Source organism: Rhizobium sp. R339 (genome assembly GCF_002211395.1).
In the GTDB taxonomy this organism is placed as follows: domain Bacteria; phylum Pseudomonadota; class Alphaproteobacteria; order Rhizobiales; family Rhizobiaceae; genus Rhizobium.
In genome coordinates this window covers 389,892-410,654 of sequence record NZ_LOKV01000025.1, presented here as the reverse complement: position 1 = coordinate 410,654, position 20,763 = coordinate 389,892, and the positions used below count along the sequence as shown (strand labels likewise).

At 61.5% G+C, this 20,763-nt stretch carries 18 protein-coding genes and 1 rRNA gene; 4 read left to right on the top strand and 15 right to left on the bottom strand.

Translation table 11 applies throughout. From position 1 onward, the window contains the following. Nucleotides 1-67 (bottom strand): 16S ribosomal RNA (locus tag ATY76_RS27005); the annotation flags it as partial. 733 nt (nucleotides 68-800) lie between these two features. Here ATY76_RS27005 and ATY76_RS27000 point away from each other — a divergent pair. Next, nucleotides 801-2,741 (top strand): M23 family metallopeptidase, encoded by a 1,941-nt coding sequence (locus ATY76_RS27000; RefSeq protein WP_088677699.1) that lies wholly within the window; start codon nucleotides 801-803, stop codon nucleotides 2,739-2,741. A gap of 61 nt (nucleotides 2,742-2,802) precedes the next feature. Here ATY76_RS27000 and clpB read toward each other — a convergent pair whose 3' ends face one another. From clpB to ATY76_RS26970, 6 genes are all read right to left on the bottom strand, one after another. Then, nucleotides 2,803-5,403, bottom strand: coding sequence for an ATP-dependent chaperone ClpB (gene clpB, locus ATY76_RS26995; RefSeq protein ID WP_088677698.1), 2,601 nt, complete (start codon nucleotides 5,401-5,403; stop codon nucleotides 2,803-2,805). A gap of 254 nt (nucleotides 5,404-5,657) precedes the next feature. Then, on the bottom strand, nucleotides 5,658-6,383 hold the full coding sequence (locus ATY76_RS26990; protein WP_088677697.1) for a DUF4167 domain-containing protein: 726 nt from the start codon (nucleotides 6,381-6,383) through the stop codon (nucleotides 5,658-5,660). A 344-nt stretch (nucleotides 6,384-6,727) separates the two neighbouring features. Next, entirely contained in the window at nucleotides 6,728-7,588 is an 861-nt protein-coding gene (gene prmC, locus ATY76_RS26985) for a peptide chain release factor N(5)-glutamine methyltransferase (RefSeq protein WP_088677696.1), read from the bottom strand. Continuing rightward, on the bottom strand, nucleotides 7,585-8,664 hold the full coding sequence (gene prfA, locus ATY76_RS26980) for a peptide chain release factor 1 (protein ID WP_088677695.1): 1,080 nt from the start codon (nucleotides 8,662-8,664) through the stop codon (nucleotides 7,585-7,587). Before prfA ends, prmC begins: the two co-directional genes overlap by 4 nt. 28 nt (nucleotides 8,665-8,692) lie before the next feature. Continuing rightward, nucleotides 8,693-10,960, bottom strand: a complete 2,268-nt coding sequence (gene ptsP / locus ATY76_RS26975; protein WP_088677694.1) for a phosphoenolpyruvate--protein phosphotransferase — start codon at nucleotides 10,958-10,960, stop codon at nucleotides 8,693-8,695. Nucleotides 10,961-11,049: 89 nt separating this feature from the next. After that, on the bottom strand, nucleotides 11,050-12,324 hold the full coding sequence (locus tag ATY76_RS26970) for an aspartate kinase (RefSeq protein WP_064686444.1): 1,275 nt from the start codon (nucleotides 12,322-12,324) through the stop codon (nucleotides 11,050-11,052). A gap of 295 nt (nucleotides 12,325-12,619) precedes the next feature. Between ATY76_RS26970 and ubiG the strand changes: the two genes are divergently transcribed. Further along, nucleotides 12,620-13,366: a bifunctional 2-polyprenyl-6-hydroxyphenol methylase/3-demethylubiquinol 3-O-methyltransferase UbiG gene (ubiG, locus tag ATY76_RS26965; protein WP_088677693.1), complete on the top strand. Its 747-nt coding sequence runs from the start codon at nucleotides 12,620-12,622 to the stop codon at nucleotides 13,364-13,366. Nucleotides 13,367-13,427: 61 nt separating this feature from the next. Here the strand turns inward: ubiG and ATY76_RS26960 are convergent, their stop codons facing one another. The 4 genes from ATY76_RS26960 to ATY76_RS26945 are packed head-to-tail and all read right to left on the bottom strand — an operon-like array spanning nucleotide 13,428 to nucleotide 15,787. Further along, a complete protein-coding gene (locus ATY76_RS26960) occupies nucleotides 13,428-13,856 on the bottom strand; it encodes a DUF1178 family protein (RefSeq protein WP_088677692.1) in 429 nt (142 codons plus the stop codon). Further along, nucleotides 13,853-14,710, bottom strand: a complete 858-nt coding sequence (locus tag ATY76_RS26955) for a carbon-nitrogen hydrolase family protein (RefSeq protein WP_088677691.1) — start codon at nucleotides 14,708-14,710, stop codon at nucleotides 13,853-13,855. The genes ATY76_RS26960 and ATY76_RS26955 overlap by 4 nt, the downstream gene beginning before the upstream one ends. 10 nt (nucleotides 14,711-14,720) lie before the next feature. Continuing rightward, a complete protein-coding gene (grxC, locus tag ATY76_RS26950; protein WP_088677690.1) occupies nucleotides 14,721-14,978 on the bottom strand; it encodes a glutaredoxin 3 in 258 nt (85 codons plus the stop codon). 32 nt (nucleotides 14,979-15,010) lie between these two features. Further along, entirely contained in the window at nucleotides 15,011-15,787 is a 777-nt protein-coding gene (locus ATY76_RS26945) for a ComF family protein (RefSeq protein ID WP_088677689.1), read from the bottom strand. Between the two features lie 77 nt (nucleotides 15,788-15,864). On the opposite strand from ATY76_RS26945, the gene ATY76_RS26940 reads away from it, so the two are divergent. Continuing rightward, on the top strand, nucleotides 15,865-16,749 hold the full coding sequence (locus ATY76_RS26940) for a methyltransferase domain-containing protein (RefSeq protein WP_088677688.1): 885 nt from the start codon (nucleotides 15,865-15,867) through the stop codon (nucleotides 16,747-16,749). Between the two features lie 74 nt (nucleotides 16,750-16,823). Here ATY76_RS26940 and ATY76_RS26935 read toward each other — a convergent pair whose 3' ends face one another. The 3 genes from ATY76_RS26935 to ATY76_RS26925 all read right to left on the bottom strand — a co-directional run bounded on the left by ATY76_RS26935 (nucleotide 16,824) and on the right by ATY76_RS26925 (nucleotide 18,510). Beyond that, nucleotides 16,824-16,991, bottom strand: coding sequence for a Flp family type IVb pilin (locus tag ATY76_RS26935; RefSeq protein ID WP_088677687.1), 168 nt, complete (start codon nucleotides 16,989-16,991; stop codon nucleotides 16,824-16,826). Nucleotides 16,992-17,059: 68 nt separating this feature from the next. After that, nucleotides 17,060-17,377: a hypothetical protein gene (locus tag ATY76_RS26930; protein WP_088677686.1), complete on the bottom strand. Its 318-nt coding sequence runs from the start codon at nucleotides 17,375-17,377 to the stop codon at nucleotides 17,060-17,062. A 236-nt stretch (nucleotides 17,378-17,613) separates the two neighbouring features. Beyond that, nucleotides 17,614-18,510, bottom strand: a complete 897-nt coding sequence (locus ATY76_RS26925) for a helix-turn-helix domain-containing protein (protein WP_088677685.1) — start codon at nucleotides 18,508-18,510, stop codon at nucleotides 17,614-17,616. Between the two features lie 202 nt (nucleotides 18,511-18,712). On the opposite strand from ATY76_RS26925, the gene ATY76_RS26920 reads away from it, so the two are divergent. Further along, on the top strand, nucleotides 18,713-19,744 hold the full coding sequence (locus ATY76_RS26920) for a carbon-nitrogen hydrolase family protein (protein WP_088677684.1): 1,032 nt from the start codon (nucleotides 18,713-18,715) through the stop codon (nucleotides 19,742-19,744). Between the two features lie 68 nt (nucleotides 19,745-19,812). Here the strand turns inward: ATY76_RS26920 and ATY76_RS26915 are convergent, their stop codons facing one another. Then, nucleotides 19,813-20,694 (bottom strand): LysR family transcriptional regulator, encoded by an 882-nt coding sequence (locus tag ATY76_RS26915; RefSeq protein ID WP_088677683.1) that lies wholly within the window; start codon nucleotides 20,692-20,694, stop codon nucleotides 19,813-19,815. Between the last annotated feature and the right edge of the window lie 69 nt (nucleotides 20,695-20,763).

The window sequence follows — 20,763 nt, the reverse complement described above, 5'->3', positions numbered from 1 at the left end:
GCTCGACTTGCATGTGTTAAGCCTGCCGCCAGCGTTCGTTCTGAGCCAGGATCAAACTCTCATGTTGAGAATTCAATCATTGGCAATTACGTCACGTTCTGAATCGACGAGAACTCACACCCGTTTCTAGATGCATCACTGCACCAAAACGAGGTGTATTCTCTTGATAAACGTGACCGCCAAAGTCTCTTTCAAAGAACCAGCATCTCTGCCGGTCCCGCGAAGCTCCGCCGCCCACGTTTCTCTTTCTTCTCATTCTTCAATTGTCAAATAACCGACAGACCCAAAAGCCGTCACCAAAACCCGTTCCAAACCTAAGCCCAGAACACAAACCAGCAATCGCCAATCCGCTTGAGTTTCTTTAGAACGAAAGACTTCGTCGCCAGCAGCGCCGCCGCCCTCGTTCAGTGAGTGGGCTTATAGAACCAACCCCTTTTCTAAGTCAACAGCCCTTTTTGAAAAAAACGATGTTTCTTTCATCTCATTGTTTTCACATAGAAATTTCGCGGGGCGCGAAAATCGGCTCGTTTTCCGGATTCCGAACGGCCCGATATGGGCAGCAAAAGTGATCGTCTTTCGACTTTTCGGGGAAAGAACGCTCTTTCGTCTTCCGCGCCCCGACATCATCACAATCTGCTGGTCTTAAGGGACACACGATTCACACAGGCAAAGGCAGGTAAACTGCCCTTCTCTGCGTGATTTGACTTCCATGCCTAAAATATGCACATCTTTCGCCCCAGCTAGGACGGCCAAGAAATGCTCCCAGAGACGTCGAATGTAAGGACGCGGACCCGACTGCCATGATGACGGAGAAAATGATGATCCGCTCGTTGGGCAACGAGCCTCCGCTTCTGGCCGACGGCAGGCGTGCCCCGGACCGTCGCGAGGTTTCCTTGCGCTGGCTCTCGGGCACGTTCCTCACCGGCATCACATCTTCGGTCCTGATGGGTGTCGCGCTTTTCGCCGCCCTCGACGGCCGCCAGCAGCTGGCGATCCCCGCCGAAGCCTATGCGAGTGCTGCCGCCGACGCGCATGTCGATACGACGGTGGTGCGCGGCGGCCGGCTGATCGCACCTGCCATCGCCGCCAAACCTTCCGACCGCGCCATCATGGAAGTTTCGACCGTCGTCCACGAGGGCGAGAAAGAGGTCGTGCGCCGCCAGCCCTTCGCGCATGTGAAGATGACGCTAGCCGCCAACCACGTGGCGACCGAAGATTATCCGGATTTCGACCCTCTGGCGATCTTTTCCGCCGACGAGCCGCAGCCCGCGCCGCAAAGCCGGACCGGCGCGATTTACGGCTCCGACGTCGAATCCGAGGTCAGCCTGAAGACCATTCCCTTCCCGACCGGCAAGACCGAAATGAAGATGGCCGCCGGCCTGTCGCTGGAAGAGGTCGAAGAGAACGTGCGCTCCAACGGCTCGGTCCTGACCGACGGCAACACACAGCTTGCGGCGCTTTATTACGTCGATCCGCGCCGCTTCTCCAACGAGGATGCCGATGTCGATCTGACCGCAGGCCTCTCCGCCCGCGTGCTCGAACAGAACATGACCGTCTCCGCACCGGAATCGATCACGCCGGAGACCGAAGAATTCGCCGACGACGTCCTGCCCGTGCGCGCGGACACGACGATCTCCAAAGCGCTGATGGACTCAGGCTATCCGCAGCAATATGCCGATGGCATCGCCGGCTATATCGCGCAGCAGCTGGGTTCCAACGAGCTCGAGAACGGCGACGTGCTGCGCATTGGCATCATTCAGAAGGGCGAGCAGGCCAAGATCATCCGGGCCAGCGTCTATCGCGGCACCCGCCACCTCACCACGGTGGCCCTCGACGACAAGGGCAAATACGTGGAGGGCACCGCGCCGCCGATGCTCGATGCCATCGCCACGGCCTTCGAAGACAATTCCTTCGCGCCGCCGCCCGGCCAAAACCTGCCGCGCGTCTATGACGGCATCTATCGCGCCGCCCTTTCCTACGGCATGACCAAGGATATGACGGCGCTGATCATCAAGCTGCTTGCCAGCAACGTCGATTTCCAGGCGCAGCTGAGGCCGAGCGATACGCTGGAGGCCTTCTTCTCCGTCGCCGACAGCGCCGGCAAGGCGACCGAGGATTCCGAACTGCTCTACGTCAACGCCCGTTTCGGCGACACGCAGACACGCTTCTACCGTTTTCAGGATCCCGAAGACGGCACGGTCGATTATTTCGATGAGAACGGCAAGAGCATCCGCCAGTTCCTGCTGCGCAACCCCGTTCCGAACGGCATTTTCAAATCGGGCTTCGGCATGCGCCGGCACCCGATCCTCGGTTTTGCCCGCATGCATACCGGCGTCGATTGGGCGGCGCCCCGCGGCACGGCGATCATCGCCGCCGGCAACGGCACGGTCGAAAAAGCCGGCTGGGATTCCGGCGGTTACGGCAACCAGACGATCATCCGTCATGCCAACGGCTATGAATCCTCCTACAATCACCAGAGCGCCATCGCCAAGGGCGTCGTCCCCGGCGCCAAGATCCGCCAGGGCCAGGTGATCGGCTGGGTCGGCACGACAGGCGAATCCACCGGCCCGCACCTGCATTACGAGCTGATCGTCAACGGCACCAAGGTCGATCCGCTGCGCATCCGCCTGCCAGGCGGCAAGTCGTTGCAGGGCGAGGCGCTGGCGAAATTCGAGGACGAGCGCAAGCGCATCGATACGCTGCTGAACAACCAGACGCCGGATCAGGTGGCGAGCAAATAAGCTCCCCGCCAGCAAAAATGGCGACCGAAGCCGCCATCTCTCATTCATCCTGCAAACTGGTTCAAGCCGCTTCGCTCACCGTCTGCCGCGTCTTGAACTGCAGCCGGTCCGAACCGCTCGTCACCTTTACCGTCGATCCGTCCGGCACCTGGCCGGAAAGAATCTGCTCGGCGAGCGGATCCTGCACGAACTTCTGGATCACCCGCTTCAGCGGCCTTGCGCCGTAGATCGGATCATAACCCTTGTTCGCCAGCCAGTGGCGGGCATCCTCATCAAGATCGATGACGATCTTGCGCTCCGACAAGAGCGCCACCAGCCGCTTCAGCTGAATATCGACGATCGCGCCCATCTCTTCGCGCTTCAGGCGATGGAAGAGGATGATCTCATCGATGCGGTTCAGGAATTCCGGCCGGAAATGCCCGCGCACCACCTCCATCACCTGCTCGCGCACCGTATCGCTGTCATCGCCGTCCCTGAGCTGCGTCAAATATTCGGCGCCGAGGTTCGAGGTCATGATGATCATCGTGTTGCGGAAATCCACCGTCCGGCCCTGGCCGTCCGTCAGGCGTCCGTCATCCAGCACCTGCAGCAGGATGTTGAAGACGTCGGGATGCGCCTTTTCGATCTCGTCGAACAGCACCACCTGATAGGGCCTGCGGCGCACGGCTTCCGTCAACGCCCCGCCCTCGTCGTAACCGACATAGCCGGGAGGTGCGCCGATCAGCCGGGCCACGGAGTGTTTCTCCATGTATTCCGACATGTCCATGCGCACCATCGCCGTCTCGTCGTCGAAGAGGAAGCGGGCGAGCGCCTTGGTGAGCTCCGTCTTGCCGACGCCGGTCGGGCCGAGGAAGATGAACGAGCCGATCGGCCGGTTCGGATCCTGCAGGCCGGCGCGTGCGCGCCGCACCGCCCGCGACACGGCCTGGACCGCGTCGCCCTGGCCGATCACCGATTTCGCCAGTTCGTCTTCCATCCGAAGCAGCTTGTCGCGTTCGCCCTCGAGCATCTTATCGACGGGAATGCCGGTCCAGCGGGAAACGACATGCGCGATATTGTCGGGAGTGACCACCTCCTGCACCATCGCACCACGTTCACCATCCTGGTTCTCGGCTTCGACGAGTTGCTTTTCGAGATCCGGAATGACGCCGTAAGTCAGCTCGCCGGCGCGCTGGAATTCACCCTTGCGCTGGGCGATCGCCAGTTCGTTGCGGGCATCGTCGAGCTGCTTCTTCAGATCGGCGGCAAGGCCGAGCTTCTGCTTTTCCGACTGCCAGCGGGCTGTCAGCGCATCGGCCTCTTCCTCGAGATCGGCAAGTTCGGTCTCCAACCGCTTCAGCCGGTCGGCGGAAGCGACATCGGTTTCCTTCTTCAGCGCCTCGCGCTCGATCTTCAGCTGAATGATGCGGCGGTCGAGCTCGTCGAGCTCTTCCGGCTTGGAATCCACCTGCATGCGCAGCCGCGCTGCCGCCTCATCCATCAGGTCGATCGCCTTATCGGGCAGGAAGCGGTCGGTGATATAGCGGTTCGAAAGGGTCGCAGCCGCCACCAGCGCCGCATCGGCGATGCGCACCTTGTGATGCTGCTCGTATTTTTCCTTCAGGCCGCGCAGGATCGAGATCGTGTCTTCGACCGTCGGCTCCTCGACGACCACGGGCTGGAATCGGCGGGCAAGCGCCGGATCCTTCTCCACATGTTTGCGATATTCGTCGAGCGTGGTCGCACCGACGCAATGCAGCTCACCGCGGGCAAGAGCAGGCTTCAGCAGGTTGGAGGCGTCCATCGCCCCGTCCGCCTTGCCGGCGCCGACCAGCGTGTGCATTTCGTCGATGAACAGGATGATCTCGCCGTTTTCCGCCTGCACCTCGTTGAGCACGGCCTTCAGCCGCTCTTCGAATTCGCCGCGGTATTTTGCACCGGCGATCAGCGCGCCCATGTCGAGCGCCATCAGCTTCTTGTCCTTGAGCGATTCCGGCACGTCGCCGTTGACGATGCGCAGCGCCAGGCCCTCGACGATCGCCGTCTTGCCAACGCCGGGTTCACCGATCAGCACAGGGTTGTTCTTGGTACGGCGCGAAAGCACCTGGATGGTGCGGCGGATTTCATCGTCGCGGCCGATCACAGGATCGAGCTTGCCCTCGCGGGCTTCGCCGGTGAGATCGCGCGCGAACTTCTTCAGCGAATCGAAGCCCTGCTCGGCATTGGAGGAATCTGCGGTCCGGCCCTTGCGGATATCGTTGATGACCTGGTTGAGGCCCTGGGCCGTCACGCCGGCATTCTTCAGCGTCGAAAAGGTCGAAGCCGAAGATTCGATCGCCAGCGCCTGCAGCAGGCGTTCGACGGTGACGAAGCTGTCACCAGCCTTCTTCGCTGCCTCTTCGGCGGTCGAAAACACCTTTGCCAGCGGCTGTGCCAGATAGATGTTGCCGTTACCGCCGGAGATTTTCGGCAATTTCGCGAGGGCCGCGTCATTGGCAAGGCGGGCGGCCTTGGCATCGCCGCCGGCGCGCTCGATCAGCGATGCGGCCATGCCCTGATCGTCGTCGAGCAGAACTTTCAACACATGCTCGGGCGAAAATTGCTGATGCCCCTGCGCCAGTGCATAGGTCTGGGCCGACTGGACGAAGCCGCGAACCCGCTCCGAATATTTCTCGATATTCATATTCCACCTCCATGGATCGCCCTGCCCTCGTTGAGGCGCAGACCGATGATTGAGATCGACCCCCTGAAAAGGCGGGCCGCGCTTGGCCCGTTTGGGTTTTGGGCGAAGCAGTCGAGGAGAATATGGTAGCCTGTTCCAGCAGTTTAAAGAGCCCGGAAAATGAAAATCCCCGGCGCCGGGCCGGGGATTTTCCAAGGAAATTCGCGTGGATCACGTGAGCGTCCGGCTCCCGTGACGAGGAGGGGCAAAACCCCTCACTCCGATGTGGCATCCGCCATCACAGGCGCTTCGGCGGAAGCACCCTCGCCTTCCGAGCCGGCATCGCCTTCTGCGCCACGGCGCGGGCGACGAGGACGGTTTCCGGCGCTGCGGCGGCGGGGCTGGCGTTCGCGCGACTGTCCGGCGGCACCTTCCTCGTCCATGGCGACCTCGGCGGGAATGCCTTCGATCTCCGGCTGCGGGCCGGTTCCATCCATAACTTCGGACTGGGGTGCCGGGGCGGGCGCTGCGACAGGCGCCGGCTTCGGCTGTGCCTGCGGCTGGTGCTGCCTGCTCTGCGGCGGCTGGACAATAACGACATCGTCGCCGTCATGGTCGTTCGTATCGATGTCATCACCTTCACGCTCGGCAGCGTCGCGATCATTGTATTCGCCGCGGTCGTCACGCTGGAAGCGTTCCTGCATCTGCGCCTGGGCGCTCGCGATGATGCGATTGTAATGTTCGGCGTGCTGTAGATAGTTCTCGGCGATGACGCGGTCGCCGGAGCTCTGGGCGTCGCGGGCGAGCTGCGCGTATTTTTCTGCAATATGCTGGGCAGTGCCGCGGATTTTCACATCGGGGCCGGAGCTGTCATAGGTCCGGGTCAGCGGGTTACCGCCCTTGCGGTTGAAATTGTTGTTATTGTTATTTCCACCGCCGCCATTGTTATTGTTGTTGTTACCACGCCCTCGACCGCGCTTGTTCTGCTGTCCTGGCCTCATAGATCGTTCACCTGAATTCTCTGTTTGTGATGGATACATGGCACCAACCGCCATGACCGGAAAACCGGGTCAGGACCTTTGTGCCGCGAGCATACTGCGCCTTTGCGCCGACCTGCCGCTTGGTTCTCAAGTCAGTTTGACTGATTCACGCGTTGGGTCGTGTTCAACCGTTGAAACTCTCGTTTAAAAGAGCGGACCCCCGAGGCAAACCAAGTACCGAACGAATCTCGTTCATTCCTATCTGCCCAACACGTAACCGCAACCTATATTGCTTCCCCCGGAAATCCAAGCCTTTTCTTCGCAATAGCAATAATGTTCTGTTCAATGCCGGCAATGATCGCCCGTCACGCGAGCGCGAACACGAGCACCCTGTCGTTCTGACCGTAATCTCTAACGGATTTGAGGCACTTGAAGCCTTTCGCTTCGAAGATCGCCGTCACATCGTTTCGCTGATCGTAGCCGATTTCCAGTCCCACGAACCCATCAGGCCTCATGAACCTTGCCACATCCTTGGCTATGGCTTTATAGGCGTCAAGCCCATCCGGGCCGCCATCCAGCGCTGCAACCGGATCAAATTTCGTCACTTCGGGAGCGAGATCGTGAATGACATTGGAGGCAATATAGGGCGGATTTGAGACAATCACGTGAAACGAGCCCTGGATGTTCTCGAACCATCTCGACTGCACAGCCTGAAAGCGATCCTGCAACCCGTTTCTTTCTGCGTTTGACTTTGCCGTCCCAAGTGCATCCGACGATATGTCGCTGCCGATACCTGACGCATCGGGACATTCGCTCAAAAGCGCGAGGCATATCGCCCCGGTCCCGGTTCCTATATCAAGGATATGGAGATTGCCCTCAGCCTTTGCAAGGTCCCTGAGATAGGGAAGCATCGTATCGACGAGGATTTCCGTATCCGGGCGCGGTTCCAGCGTTTCCGCCGAAAGCCGAAGCGCCAGGCCGTAGAATTCCCGTTCGCCGAGGATGCGATGCACCGGCTCGTGGGCGAGCCGCCGGTCCAGCGCCTTGAAAATCACTTCCGCCTGCTCGGGAGAAAGCCTCTCGGCCGACCGTGTCAGAAGCTCGGTCGACGACAGTTTCAGAAGACCTGCGACAAGCAGGCGCGCATCGGTCGCTGGGTCGGCGATACCGCCCTTGGTGAAGCGGCGCCGCGCGTCGGCCAGCATATCGGCGACCGTCGGGCTCACGGCTGTTCGCCGAGCTGCGCCAGCTGGCTTGCCTGATAGTCGGCCATCAGCGCGTCGACGACGTCCTCGATCTCGCCTTCCATCATCCGATCGAGCTTGTAGAGCGTCAGGTTGATACGGTGGTCGGTCACCCGCCCCTGCGGGAAATTATAGGTGCGGATGCGCTCGGAGCGGTCGCCGGAACCGACCTGGCTCTTGCGGTCGGCCGAGCGCTCGCTGTCGGCGCGCTGCCGTTCGGCATCGTAAAGCCTGGAGCGCAGCACCTGCATCGCCTTGGCCCGGTTCTGATGCTGCGATTTTTCCGAGCTGGTGACGACGATGCCGGTCGGCAGGTGAGTGATGCGCACCGCCGAGTCGGTCGTATTGACGTGCTGGCCGCCGGCGCCCGAAGAGCGCATCGTGTCGATGCGGATGTCTTCCGGCCGGATCTCGATATCGATCTCCTCGGCTTCCGGCAGCACCGCCACCGTCGCGGCCGACGTGTGAATGCGCCCGCCCGCCTCGGTCTCCGGCACGCGCTGCACGCGGTGCACGCCGGATTCGAATTTCAGCTTGGCGAAGACGCCCCTTCCGGTAATCGTCGCAATGATTTCCTTATAGCCGCCGGCTTCGCCCTCGCTCGCCGAGAGCACCTCGACTTTCCAGCCCTTCTCGGAGGCGAAACGCTCATACACGCGAAAGAGATCGCCGGCGAAAAGCGCCGCTTCCGAGCCGCCGGTGCCGGCGCGGATTTCGAGGATCGCGCTTTTTTCGTCCGCCGCATCCTTCGGCAGAAGCAGGATCTGCATCTCCTGCTCCAGCGCCTCGATCCGCTCCTTCACCTCGGGCAGTTCGAGTTCGGCGAGATCGCGCATCTCGCGATCGACCGATTTGTCCTCCAGCAGCGCGTCGAGATCGGCAAGCTCGGCGGCCGCCTTCTCATAGGCGCGGATCTTCGTGACGACAGGCTGCAGCTCGGAATATTCGGACGCAAGCTTCACATAGACGTCGGCGGCAGGGCCGGCCGACATGCGCGCTTCGATCTCGCCGAAACGGCGTTCCAGCTCGCGCATCTTTTCAACGGGAAGCTTCGCCACCCTTCACTCCGATTCTTCTTGTATATGCCTAAAGGGGAATATTGTGGCTCTCGGCGAAGCGGGCAAGCACCTCGCGCATCGGCACCATGGCGCTGTTGTCATCCAGCACCTCATCCATCGCCTTCGTCAGCGCGCCGACATCCAGTCCGAGCAGCATCGCTTTCACAGGCCCGATCGAGGCCGGCGACATCGAAATCGAGCGGAAGCCGATGCCGAGCAGCGCCATTGCCGAGAGCGGCTTGCCGGCAAGTTCGCCGCAAAGCGTCACCGGCGTCTTGTTCCGGTCCGCCCCGCGCACGATGTCGCGCAGGATGCGCAAGAACGGCTTGCCGAGCGGATCGAAGCGATCCGACACCCGTGCATTGCCGCGATCGACGGCCATCGAGAACTGGAAGAGGTCGTTCGAACCGACCGAAACGAAATCGACCGCTTCCATCAGCTCGTCGAGCTGCCAGAGCAGCGCCGGCACCTCAAGCATCGCACCGAATTGCAGCTTGCGCGGCAGCCCATGGCCGAAACGCGACAGATGCTGCACTTCCTTCTGCAGGAGCTCACGCACCGTCCTCAGCTCGGACACCTCGGTCACCATCGGCGCCATCAGCTTCAGCTCGGTGTCCGCCGACGCTTTCAGCAGGGCGCGCAACTGGGTGCGCAGCAATCCCGGCCGGTCGAGCGACAGCCGGATGGCGCGCCAGCCGAGTGCGGGATTTTCCTCCTCGTGGCCGCGGAAATAGGGCACCACCTTGTCGCCGCCGATATCGAGCGTGCGGAAGGTGACGACGCGGCCTGCCGCCTGTTTGATCACATTGCGGTAGAACTGCTCCTGCTCGTCCGCCTTCGGCATGGTGGAGGCGATCATGAATTGCAGCTCGGTACGGAAGAGACCGATGCCCTCTGCACCCGATTCAGAAAGCTGCGGCAGATCGACCAGCAGGCCGGCATTCATCATCAGCGAGATCCGCTGACCGTCCTTGGTGACCGGTTCGATGGCGCGCAGCGCCCGGAACTGTTCCTGCCGCCTGGCGCGGAAGCGAACCTTTTCCTCGTAGGACCGGCGATGATCAGCCATCGGCCGCAGATGCACATGCCCCTCGTCGGCGTCGATGATCACGGCATCGCCGTTTTCGGCGAGCGCCACCACCCCGGCCGCCTGGCCGATGACCGGAATGCCCATGGCGCGGGCGACGATCACCACATGGCTCGTCACCGCCCCTTCTTCCAGCACCAGCCCGCGGACGTTGGAGCGCGGATAATCGAGCAGTTCGGCCGCACCCATGGCGCGGGCCAGAATGATCGCATCATTCGGGAAGCCTTCGGCGGTCGTTCGGCCGGTATAGCCGGTCAGCTGCCTGAGCAGCCGGTTCGCCAGATCCTCGAAATCATGCATGCGTTCGCGCAGATACGGGTCGGTCAACCGCATCATCCGCGCCTTGGTGTCGCTCTGCACCTTCTCGACCGCCGCTTCGGCCGTCAGACCGTTGCGGATCGCTTCCTCGAGCTTGCGCACCCAGCCCTGGTCATGGGCGAACATGCGATAGGTTTCGAGCACTTCGCGATGCTCGCCCTCCATCGACACGTCGCGGCGCGACAGCATGTCGTCGATCGAGATCCTCAGCGAACCCATGGCTTCCGCCAGCCGCCGGATCTCCTTCTCCGCATCCTCGTTGAGAAGATTGGTGACGACGATGCGCGGTTCGTGCAGCACGACATAGCCGAGGCCGATGCCGTCATTATAGGTATCGCCGTCGATCGTCACCGAGCGCGTCAGGTCGAGTTCGAGGCCCGGTTTGGTGATCTTCTTGAGCTCGCCGGTGGCGATCATCTCGGCAAGCACCATCGCCGTCGTTTCGAGCGCCTCGACCTCTTCGTCGCGATAATTGCGGCTCGCTTTGTTCTGCACGACGAGAACGCCGAGCGAGCGTCCGGTTCTCAAGATCGGCACGCCGAGGAAGGAATGGTAGATTTCTTCGCCCGTCTCGGGCAGGTAACGGAAGGCCGGATGCGACTGCGCGTCGGAAAGGTTCAGCGGCTGGGCCGAAGCCGCGATCGTGCCGACGAGGCCTTGCCCCATCTTTAGCTGCGCCAGGTGCACGGCTTCACGGTTGAGACCTTCGGTCGCATAGAGTTCGAGCACGCCGTCGGCGCGCAGCACATAGACGGAGCAGACTTCCGCCACCATGTTGCCGGCAATCTGTCGGACGATCCGGTCAAGACGATCCTGCGGCTCCAGCGGCTCTGCCATCAACTCGCGCAGCCGCCTGAGCAGCACGCGCGGACCGCCGGAAAGGTCTCTCATGACGTCTCAAGCTCCCGAAACAACGCTCTCTGTCCCGGCGGGCCTGCCTCCGTCTCCTCAACCTGAAGGGGCAGGCCGCCCACTGGGAATCAATTCTTATCCAGACCGTAGCAGGAATGCAAAGTCCTGACAGCGAGTTCTGCATAGGGACCGTCGATCAGGATGGAAATCTTGATCTCGGAGGTGGTGATCGCCTTGATGTTGATACCTTTTTCGGCAAGTGCACGAAACGCGGTCGCGGCAACGCCGGCATGGCTGCGCATGCCGATACCGATGACGGAGACTTTCACCAGGCCCGATTCGTTCTGCACAACATCGTAGCCGATCTTCTCCTTATGGTCGCCGAGCACCTTGATGGCCTTCTCGACGTCGCCCGACGGCACGGTGAAGGTCATGTCGGTCTTCGATCCGTCCTCGGAAATATTCTGGACGATCATGTCGACATTGATATGGGATTCGGCAAGCGGCCCGAAGATCGCGGCGGAAACGCCCGGCCGGTCGGCAAGACGGCGAAGCGAGATCTGAGCCTCATCCTTGGCATAGGCGATGCCGGTGACTACTTCCTGTTCCACGATTTCATCCTCGTCACAAATCAGCGTTCCGGGCGGGTTCAACAGATCGCCCATGCCCGGAGCATCGGGATCTTCGAAAGACGAGCGCACGAAGGTACGCACCTTGTGCACCATGGCAAGCTCGACCGAGCGCACCTGCAGCACCTTGGCGCCGAGCGAGGCCATTTCGAGCATTTCCTCGAAGGCGATCTTCTTCAGCCTGCGCGCCTGCGGCACGATGCGCGGATCGGTCGTGTAGACACCGTCGACATCGGTATAGATATCGCAGCGATCCGCTTTGACAGCGGCCGCGATGGCAACGGCCGACGTATCCGATCCGCCGCGCCCGAGCGTTGCGAGGCGATTGTCGGGCCCCAATCCCTGGAAGCCGGCGATGACGGCGACCTGCCCCTCGCCCATCCGCTTGATGATGTCGGAACCGTCGATCTCCAGGATACGCGCGGCGCCATGGGCGTTGTCGGTGCGGATCGGGATCTGCCACCCCTGCCAGGAGCGCGCATTGATATCCATCGCCTGCAATGCGATCGCAAGCAGACCCGAGGTCACCTGCTCGCCGGAAGCGACCACCGCGTCATATTCGCGCGCATCGTAGAAGGGGGAATTGGCGCCGATCACCTTCGGCATGCCCTGCACCCAGCCGACCAGCTCGTTGGTCTTGCCAGACATGGCCGAGACCACCACCGCCACCTCGTGGCCGGCATCGACTTCGCGTTTCACGTGGCGGGCAACGTTCTTGATGCGGTCCAGGTCAGCGACGGACGTGCCGCCGAATTTCATTACGATGCGTGCCATATGCCTCTACCACGACTGGCGCCGGAAAGCGGAAACCCGGACCCGGCATCACGAAAGCTCTGGGGCGGACCGCTTGACGAAAGAGCCGCATCCCCGTTTCTGGAACCGCTCTAAAAGCCCAGGCCTGTAAGGCCCCAAGTTGCGGCGTCTCTTAGCGAGTTTGGCGGGGGGAGGCAAGCGTACACGACAAAAGCAATTGCCGGCCGTTTGCGCGCTCACTCCTCCCTGATGCGCCGCCCCTTGACTTATGCCCCCGATCGTCCGACTTCACAGGATACGAACGATGGAGAAAGCCATGACGGAAACCGCCAGAAGCACGATCGACCAGGGCGAAGTGGACCGCTTCTCGGCGATGGCGGCGGAATGGTGGAGCCCGACCGGCAAGTTCAGGCCGCTGCACAAGTTCAATCCCGTCCGGCTCGCCTATATAAGAGACAAGGCCTGTGAGAATTTCGGCCGTGATCCGAAAAGCGCTCGCCCGCTCGAGGGGCTGCGTGTGCTGGATATCGGCTGCGGCGGCGGTCTCTTGTCCGAGCCCGTCGCCCGCATGGGCGCCTCCGTCATCGGCGCCGATCCTTCCGAAAAGAATATCGGCATCGCCTCGACCCACGCCAAGGCGTCGGGCGTTCCGGTGGACTACCGCGCCGTCACTGCCGAGGAGCTCGCAGAGGCCGGCGAAACCTTTGACATCGTCTTGAACATGGAAGTTGTCGAACACGTCGCCGATGTCGAACTCTTCATGACGACCTGCGCGAAAATGGTCCGCCCCGGCGGCCTGATCTTCGTCGCCACCATCAACCGCACCATGAAGGCGGCAGCCCTTGCCATCTTCGCCGCCGAGAACATCTTGCGCTGGCTACCGCGCGGCACGCATCAATATGAAAAGCTGGTGCGCCCGGAGGAGCTGGAAAAGCCGCTTAACGCAAGCGGCCTCGAGATCACCGACCGCACAGGCGTCTTCTTCAACCCGCTGTCGAACCAGTGGAACCTGTCCAGGGATATGGACGTGAACTATATGCTGCTGGCGAAGCGCGGGGCGTAAACCGTCAATAAGCCGGCTACGTTTTCAGTAGATCCTGCGGGTCGGACGTGTGAATTGCACGTCAGTTCACATCCTCCGGCAATACAGGAATGGCAGCAATCTCGATGCCCTCCTCCACGAGCGCCTGCGCCTCGTCGATGGTCGCCTGGCCGATGATGCCGCGGGCGTCCGCCTCGCCATAGTGGATCTTGCGCGCCTCCTCCGGAAACTTCGTGCCGACATCCTCGGAATTGGCCTTCACCGCCGCGACGGCCTCTTTCAGCTTGTCGAGGGCCTCGCGTCGCATGGCGTCCATCGCCAGCGTCTGCCTCTCGTCCTTCTTGCGCGCGGTCGACACCGAAGGCGCCATCAGGAGTTTGGAAATAGCGGCGGAATGGCAGACAGGACAGGTCAGGAACCCGGTCGCGACCTGGCGGTCGAAGTCGGCGCTTTCGGAAAACCAACCTTCGAATTCATGGGCATTGTCACAGGTCAGGGAATAGCGGATCAAGCGGCGACGCCTCCTGCGACTGCCCCCGCGATCTTCTCGACCGAGAATTCCCGGCCGTTCCTGAGGTTCGGGATCTTGTCATGGGCGGCCTTCACCGCGCCGGGATCGATCTCGGCAACGATAACAGCCTCGCCGCTGGCACCGGCGGAGGCCAATACCGTGCCCCAGGGGTCGATGATCATCGAATGGCCGAAAGTCTCGCGCCCGTCCTCGTGGCGGCCGGCCTGCGCGGCGGCAATGACGAAGACGCCATTCTCGATGGCGCGCGCCCGGAGCAGAATTTCCCAATGCGCCTCGCCGGTCTGCCTGGTGAAGGCGGCGGGCACCGTCATCACCTCTGCGCCGGCAATGGCCTGGGCGCGAAAGAGCGCCGGGAACCGGACGTCGTAGCAGATGGCAAAGCCCATTTCGGCGAAGGGCAGCGACAGGACGCGCGCTTCTGAGCCCGCCGTATAAGCAGCACTTTCACGCCAGCTCTCGCCATTATCGAGATCGACGTCGAACATGTGGATCTTGTCGTACCGATTGAGGATGCGCCCATCGGGACCGAAGAGGAAGCCGCGATTGGCGATCTTGCCGTCGGCGAGCGCAATCGCCGTCGAGCCGACATGCATGTAAATGCCAAGTTCCGCGGCAAGCGCCGAACCGGTCTTGACGATGATATCGCGCGTCTCGTCGGCAAGCACGGCGCGTGCCGCTGCCCGATCCCGCTGGAGCATGCCGGTCATTTCGGGCGTCTGCACATAGGTCGCGCCTTGAGCGGCGGCCTCGCGCACCAGCCGCGCCATGGCGGCGGCGTTTCTGTCAGGGTCGACCCCTGAGCACATCTGGACGGCGGCGGCCTTGAAGCTCATCGGCTCGTCCTCAGGCCGCCAGCATCGGATCGAGCTTGCCGGCCCGGTCGAGCGCGAAGAGGTCGTCGCAGCCGCCGACATGATCGGCGCCGATGAAGATCTGCGGAAATGTCGTGCGCCCATTGGCCTTGCCGATCATCTCCTGGCGAAGGTCCGGCGAATATGTCGCGTCGTGCTCGACATAGTCGACGCCCTTTTGTTCTAGAAGCGACTTGGCGCGAGAGCAGTAGCCGCAGAACTGCCGTGTATAGATGGTGACGGGTACCATGATATCTCCAGACGGATCCCGGGTATTTTCTGTCATATAGGCTCGGAAAGAGCCCTTGCAAAGGTCAAAACCGTTATCTCGGCCGCACCCGCCTTGCGCAGCGCCCGGCTTGCGGCGGCGACCGTCGCTCCCGTCGTATAGACATCATCGACGAGCACGATGCGCTTGCCGAAGACATCATTTTCGCAACCCTTGGCGATCGCGAAAGCGCCCCTGACATTGTCTTCGCGCGCCTTCGCGCCAAGCCCGACCTGCTGGCTGGTGCGCTTGACGCGGACCAGCGTCGCCGCAAGCAGCGGTTTGCCCGAGAGCCGTGCGATATGGCGGGCAAGCTCGGCTGCCTGGTTGAACTTGCGCGACAGCATCCGGGTGCGGTGCAGCGGCACCGGAATCAGCGCATCGCAGCTTTCGACCGTGCCGTCGGAGGCGCGCAGCATCCAGGCGGCCATCATCGGCGCCAGATCGGTGCGATCGCGATATTTGAGCCCATGAACGAGATCGCGCACCGCATGGTCGTGGGTTGCCGCCGACCGCAGCCGGTCGAAGGGCGGCGGATTGGCGATCGCCTCGGCGCTCAGAATGCCGGCGCCGAGATCGTGCGAGAAGGGAATGCCGAGCACCTCGCAATAGGGCCGCTCGATGAAACGGATGCCGGACCAGCATTTCGCGCAGAGCCCGCGATGATCCCCGGTCGAGATGCCGCAGACGGAACAGGCAGGCGGATAGAGAAAATCGGCCAGCGCTGAAAACGGCCGCAGGAGGCAGGCCCGCAGCAACTCAGCCGATGGTTCGAAGCGGATTTGTTTCATGCGATCGAGACTAGCCTGTTCTCTCCCAAAGGAAAATCGCCTTGCCGCGCACACCCCGCAGGACTAAGGACATCGGCATGGAAACGATCTTCGACAGAGCCCTGATCGCCGCACATCGCCATCGCGCGCTTGCCAACAACGACCCGAAAGCCGCCTTCCTGCTCGATATCGCCGCCGAGGAAATGGCCGAAAGGCTTGCCGTCGTCGAGCGGATGTTCGAGACCGCCGTCGAGCTGCATGGCGCGACCGGAGCCGCCGCCCGTGCCGCAATGGCGACGGGCAAGATCGGCAGGATGATCCGGATCGAAAGCGAGAAGGCCTATGCGGGCCCGGGTGAGACCTTGATCGAGGCGCCGCTCGAAGACGTGCCGATCGACCCGCAATCGGCCAATCTTGTCCTGGCGCCGCTCAGCCTGCATCTGACCAACGATACGCCAGGCGTTTTCATCCAGATCCGGCGGGCCTTGAAGCCGGACGGCCTATTTCTCGCCGCGATCCCCGGCGCCGGCACGCTGCAGGAGCTGCGCGAGGTGCTGCTGGCCGCCGAAGTCGAGATGACAGGCGGCGCAAGCCCGCGCGTTATCCCCTTCCCCGATGTGCGCGATGTCGGCAGCCTCATGCAGCGCGCCGGCTTCACCCTGCCGGTGATCGATGCGGAGAACTATACGGTACGATATGACTCGCTCTTTCCGCTGATGCGGGATCTGAGGGCCATGGGCATGAGCAATCCGCTCGCCGCCCGCGGCCGCGCGCCGCTGACGCGCGCCTTCTTCCTGCGCGCAGCGGAGATCTACGCCGAGCGCTATTCCGACCCCGACGGGCGCATTCGCGCGACCTTCTCGATCATCTATGTCTCGGGATGGGCTCCGCACGAGAGCCAGCAGAAGCCGCTCCAGCCCGGTTCTGCCAAGGCACGCCTTGCAGATGCGCTGAAGGTGGACGAGCATAAGCTGAAGCAATAGGGTACCACGCCCCAAACCGTGACCGGTTTTGCGACAATATCGTGCGCCAATTCTTCAATTGGCTTGCCGCCTTTTCAATTCGTCGGCAGAGCGTCGGTGATCACGTTGAAGACGTTCTGCAGGCTGCCGGTAAAGACGCCGAAACCGGCGATGAGCGCAGTGGAGATGATGGCGGCGATCAGGCCGTATTCAACCGCCGTCGCGCCTCTCTGATCTGTAAGATATGCTTTCAAAAGGCGCATTGCCCCAACCCTCTGCGCGAACCGACTGCAATCACCATTCCCCGGCCACCGGACGATGGCCGGCATTTTCAGCAACCGGCGCCGACGCCGTATCCCTGGACGACACAGACCGAGCCAGGTGTCTCCTGCAGGACGCTGCGGCGGATCGTGTAGCGCTTGCCGCTTTCGTTCTTCGGGATCGATCCGGTGGTGATCGTGTCGAAATCCACCGGCGCGCTGGCAAACACGCTTTTCTTCGAAGAATCCGCAAGCATCGGCGTCAGGATGAGTGTCAGCGCGACCACCGCCGTACCGAAAAGAAGGGCGATATTGAGCGCACCCGTCCTGCGCGAGGCAGACGAAGCCCGTTCTTTTTCCCGGACAGCTTTCCAGAAATCATCGTCCATGACGTCAAGCCTTTTAATACACGCACGCCAGATGCTTGATTGAGGCCGATCTTTGGCAGAAGGTGTTAAACGATCCATTAATATCCACAGCCGAAAAGGGCGCGGCACAATAATAATCAGCCAATGCTAATACATATCCTGGGGAAGTACGCAGCGTTTCTGGAAAACGGCGTGCGCGAGACTAGAAGCTATAGCGCGGGCAGTTCTCAAAAGAGACAGTCCGAACAAAGGACGGCTTATGATTTGGCGTATCCCGTGTTGCGTCGCCATTGGCTCGGGGTGGCCGAAAATCTGGCGCGGAACATGCGGTTGAAATAGGTGAGATCATTAAAGCCTGAACTGAGTGCGATTTCAGTGATCGATCGCTGAGCAAAGGCCGGAGAACGAAGCTGCGAGGCGATGTGGTCGAGGCGCCTCTGCAGCAGCCAAGCTCGCGGTGTCGTTCCATTTTCATGGAACAAGCGCTGGAGGCTTCTGAGCGACATGCCCTCCTGCCGCGCGTACACGGCAAAGTCGAAGCCATCATCCAACACCTGCTTTGAGAGCTTGGCCACGATGCGCTCGAACAGAGACGCGGACCTGGCGGCGTTGCCCTCGCCAAGCAGAGCCAATGCGGTCGCGATCAAATCGGCGCCCGCTATCTCGAAGCTCTCCACGGCATCGGACGAAAGAGACTGAGCCTGTCCAGCCAGCAAATTCACAAAGCCGGCCACGAGCGCACCAGGCCCACTGCCGGAGTCATACGCGCGAGCCGTCATGTGCGATAACCGCGGCATCCTGCATTCCATCAGCGCGCGCGGCATGCGGAAGACCATTTGTTCGAACGGGCCATCGGCGTGAAGGCGATATGGGCGGGTTGAATCGTAAATCGTGAACTGGCCGGGAAGGAGTTCGGTCCTGCGATCGTCCTGCTCCAGATACCAGCGTCCAACGCGCATGAATGACAAAAGCAAATATTCGCTGCGGTCGGTTCGAACCAGTGCCGGTGTCCGCTCCGTGATCTGCGCCGTCGAATTTACGAGCGTGAAACGTGGCGATCCGGGAACGATCTGTGCCACCGAACCGTAAAATTCCGATGAGTCCGAACGGCTCTCCAGTCGCACGTAGTTCGACCAGAGTTGGTCACGCCACATCCCAAGGATTGCTGCGGATCCCGTTCCCACCGTCGTTCTCTAAACTTTGTCGCCCCAGTCTGCACACTATGGCGCGTCAGTCCTAGCGGCGCAACGGCCGCATGGCCATTCTAACTTCGCGCCCGCCTGAAAGCCTCCTGAACAAGAGAGGAGAGTCGGCTCGCGGCGTTGACGGATTGACTGGGCACTGTGGAGGTATGACATGAAACCCATCAAAGCAGCGGTGGTGCAGGCCGCGCCGGTATTTCTCGATCTCGAAGCTTCAATCGACAAGGCAGAAAGGCTGATTGCCGAGGCAGCAGCCAATGGCGCCAAGCTGATCGCATTCCCGGAAACCTGGCTGCCGGGTTATCCTTTGTTCATCTGGCTCGGCGCTCCGATCGAGGCCATGCCGTTCATACCTCGTTATCACGAGAACAGCATGGCGGTTGATTCGCCGCAGATGCGCAGGCTGCAGAAGATCGCTCGCAAGCACGAGATCACCGTAGTCATGGGCTTCTCCGAGCGAGACGGCGGAAGCCGTTACATGTCTCAGGCAATCATCGGCGAAGACGGGGATCTTCTGCTCGTTCGCCGCAAGCTCAAGCCCACTCACGTCGAGCGCACTGTGTTTGGCGAAGGCGATGGCTCCGATCTCGCGGTTGTCGATGCCGCGTTCGGACGCCTCGGCGCGCTGAATTGCTGGGAACATATCCAGCCGCTCGTCAAGATGGCCATGTATGCGCAGCATGAAGAAGTGCATGTCGCAGCCTGGCCGAGCTTCTGCCTGTACCGCGATGTCGCCTATGCGCTGGGACCGGAAGTGAATTCCGCGGCCACGCAGCTCTACGCCGTGGAGGGAAGCGCCTATGTGCTCGCCTCATGCGCGGTCATCAGCCAGGAAATGTTCAACGTCTTGGCCGATACGGAACGAAAGGCTTATCTCCTCAACCCGCGCACGTCCAAACCGGGCGGCGGCTACTCAATGATCTATGGTCCGGATGGACGGGCCCTGTGCGATCCCCTGCGGGACGACGAGGAGGGTATTCTCTATGCCGATCTCGATCCGGCGATGATCGCCATTGCGAAGGCCGCAGCCGATCCTGCTGGGCACTATTCCCGAGCGGATGCGGTGCGCCTCGTGGTAAACCGCGAAAGACGCCGCGTAATGACCGAAGTCAATGTCTCACCGACGACACGCTTCACGCCGATCCCGCTTCTGGATAACGCCGAAACGCCTGCCGAACCGGCGTAGGAGAATTGTGCGCCCGAGGCTCATAGCGTCGGGCGCCGGCACCTAAAGTCCTCCGGCACAAGTTCGCGTTACTTGTCCCGTAGCCGCGTGGCCAGGAAATCAATCAGCGCACGAGCGGCCATTGGAAGATGCTTTCGGGACACGTATAACGCATGGATGCCGAGCATGATCGGCTCCCAATCCGGCAAGACCACTGCGAGCTTATTCGCCTGCACTTCCGGATCGGCGGCAAACCGCGGCAGCATTGCGATGCCGAGATCGGATAGCGCCGCGCGCTTCAGGGCGACAGCGTCGTTGGTTTGGAAGCCTCCCAGCACCGGAACGACAAGCTGCGCTTCATGATTTTTCAGGGTCCATTCTGTCCCACCAAGATGCGTATAGGTGAGACACCTGTGGGCGCTCAGATCCTCCGGCCTGGCCGGGGCTCCGTATTCCCTGAGATAGCGCGGCGAAGCGTAGAGCCGCGACGGACATTGTCCCAGGCGTCTTGCGATCAATGACGGGTCTAGATGATTGGCAATCCGGATCGCCACGTCGATGCGATCTTGCACAAGGTCGACCGCGCGGTCTGAAATCTGAAGATCGATCTTGATGCGCGGATAAAGGTCCGCAAATTTTGAAAGTAGCGGGATAAGCTGTGCCTCCGCGAGGATGCTTGGAGCTGTCACCCGCAACAGGCCATGAGGCGTGTCGGCGCGGCTTGCGACTTCCGTCACCGCGTCGGCGACACGCACGATTTCCCTGCACAATTCGAGGACGCGCTCTCCGGCAGACGTCAAGCTGAGTTGCCGCGTCGTTCGGTGCAGCAACCGCGTGCCGGACCAGTCCTCCATGGAAGCGATATAGCGCGATGCCATCGCCCTGGACATGCCCAGTTCTTGAGCCGCGGCGGAGGCGCTACCCCGCTCAACCGTTTTCAGCAGGACTTGCGCTGCGATTACCCGATCCATCTATTCGCTCGATCCATGCAACATTCTGTGGATCACATTGGCCTTTATCTCCGATCTTCGCAACATTAC

Excerpts from the sequence above, each read along its gene's own strand:
- ubiG (WP_088677693.1), top strand. The coding sequence starts at position 12,620 with ATGACGGAAACCGCCAGAAGCACGATCGACCAGGGCGAAGTGGACCGC.
- ATY76_RS27000 (WP_088677699.1), top strand. The coding sequence starts at position 801 with ATGATGACGGAGAAAATGATGATCCGCTCGTTGGGCAACGAGCCTCCG.
- ptsP (WP_088677694.1), bottom strand. The coding sequence starts at position 10,960 with ATGAGAGACCTTTCCGGCGGTCCGCGCGTGCTGCTCAGGCGGCTGCGC.
- grxC (WP_088677690.1), bottom strand. The coding sequence starts at position 14,978 with ATGGTACCCGTCACCATCTATACACGGCAGTTCTGCGGCTACTGCTCT.
- ATY76_RS26920 (WP_088677684.1), top strand. The coding sequence starts at position 18,713 with ATGAAACCCATCAAAGCAGCGGTGGTGCAGGCCGCGCCGGTATTTCTC.
- ATY76_RS26945 (WP_088677689.1), bottom strand. The coding sequence starts at position 15,787 with ATGAAACAAATCCGCTTCGAACCATCGGCTGAGTTGCTGCGGGCCTGC.
- ATY76_RS26935 (WP_088677687.1), bottom strand. The coding sequence starts at position 16,991 with ATGCGCCTTTTGAAAGCATATCTTACAGATCAGAGAGGCGCGACGGCG.
- ATY76_RS26955 (WP_088677691.1), bottom strand. The coding sequence starts at position 14,710 with ATGAGCTTCAAGGCCGCCGCCGTCCAGATGTGCTCAGGGGTCGACCCT.
- clpB (WP_088677698.1), bottom strand. The coding sequence starts at position 5,403 with ATGAATATCGAGAAATATTCGGAGCGGGTTCGCGGCTTCGTCCAGTCG.
- ATY76_RS26915 (WP_088677683.1), bottom strand. The coding sequence starts at position 20,694 with ATGGATCGGGTAATCGCAGCGCAAGTCCTGCTGAAAACGGTTGAGCGG.
- ATY76_RS26930 (WP_088677686.1), bottom strand. The coding sequence starts at position 17,377 with ATGGACGATGATTTCTGGAAAGCTGTCCGGGAAAAAGAACGGGCTTCG.
- ATY76_RS26925 (WP_088677685.1), bottom strand. The coding sequence starts at position 18,510 with ATGTGGCGTGACCAACTCTGGTCGAACTACGTGCGACTGGAGAGCCGT.
- ATY76_RS26970 (WP_064686444.1), bottom strand. The coding sequence starts at position 12,324 with ATGGCACGCATCGTAATGAAATTCGGCGGCACGTCCGTCGCTGACCTG.
- ATY76_RS26990 (WP_088677697.1), bottom strand. The coding sequence starts at position 6,383 with ATGAGGCCAGGACAGCAGAACAAGCGCGGTCGAGGGCGTGGTAACAAC.
- ATY76_RS26940 (WP_088677688.1), top strand. The coding sequence starts at position 15,865 with ATGGAAACGATCTTCGACAGAGCCCTGATCGCCGCACATCGCCATCGC.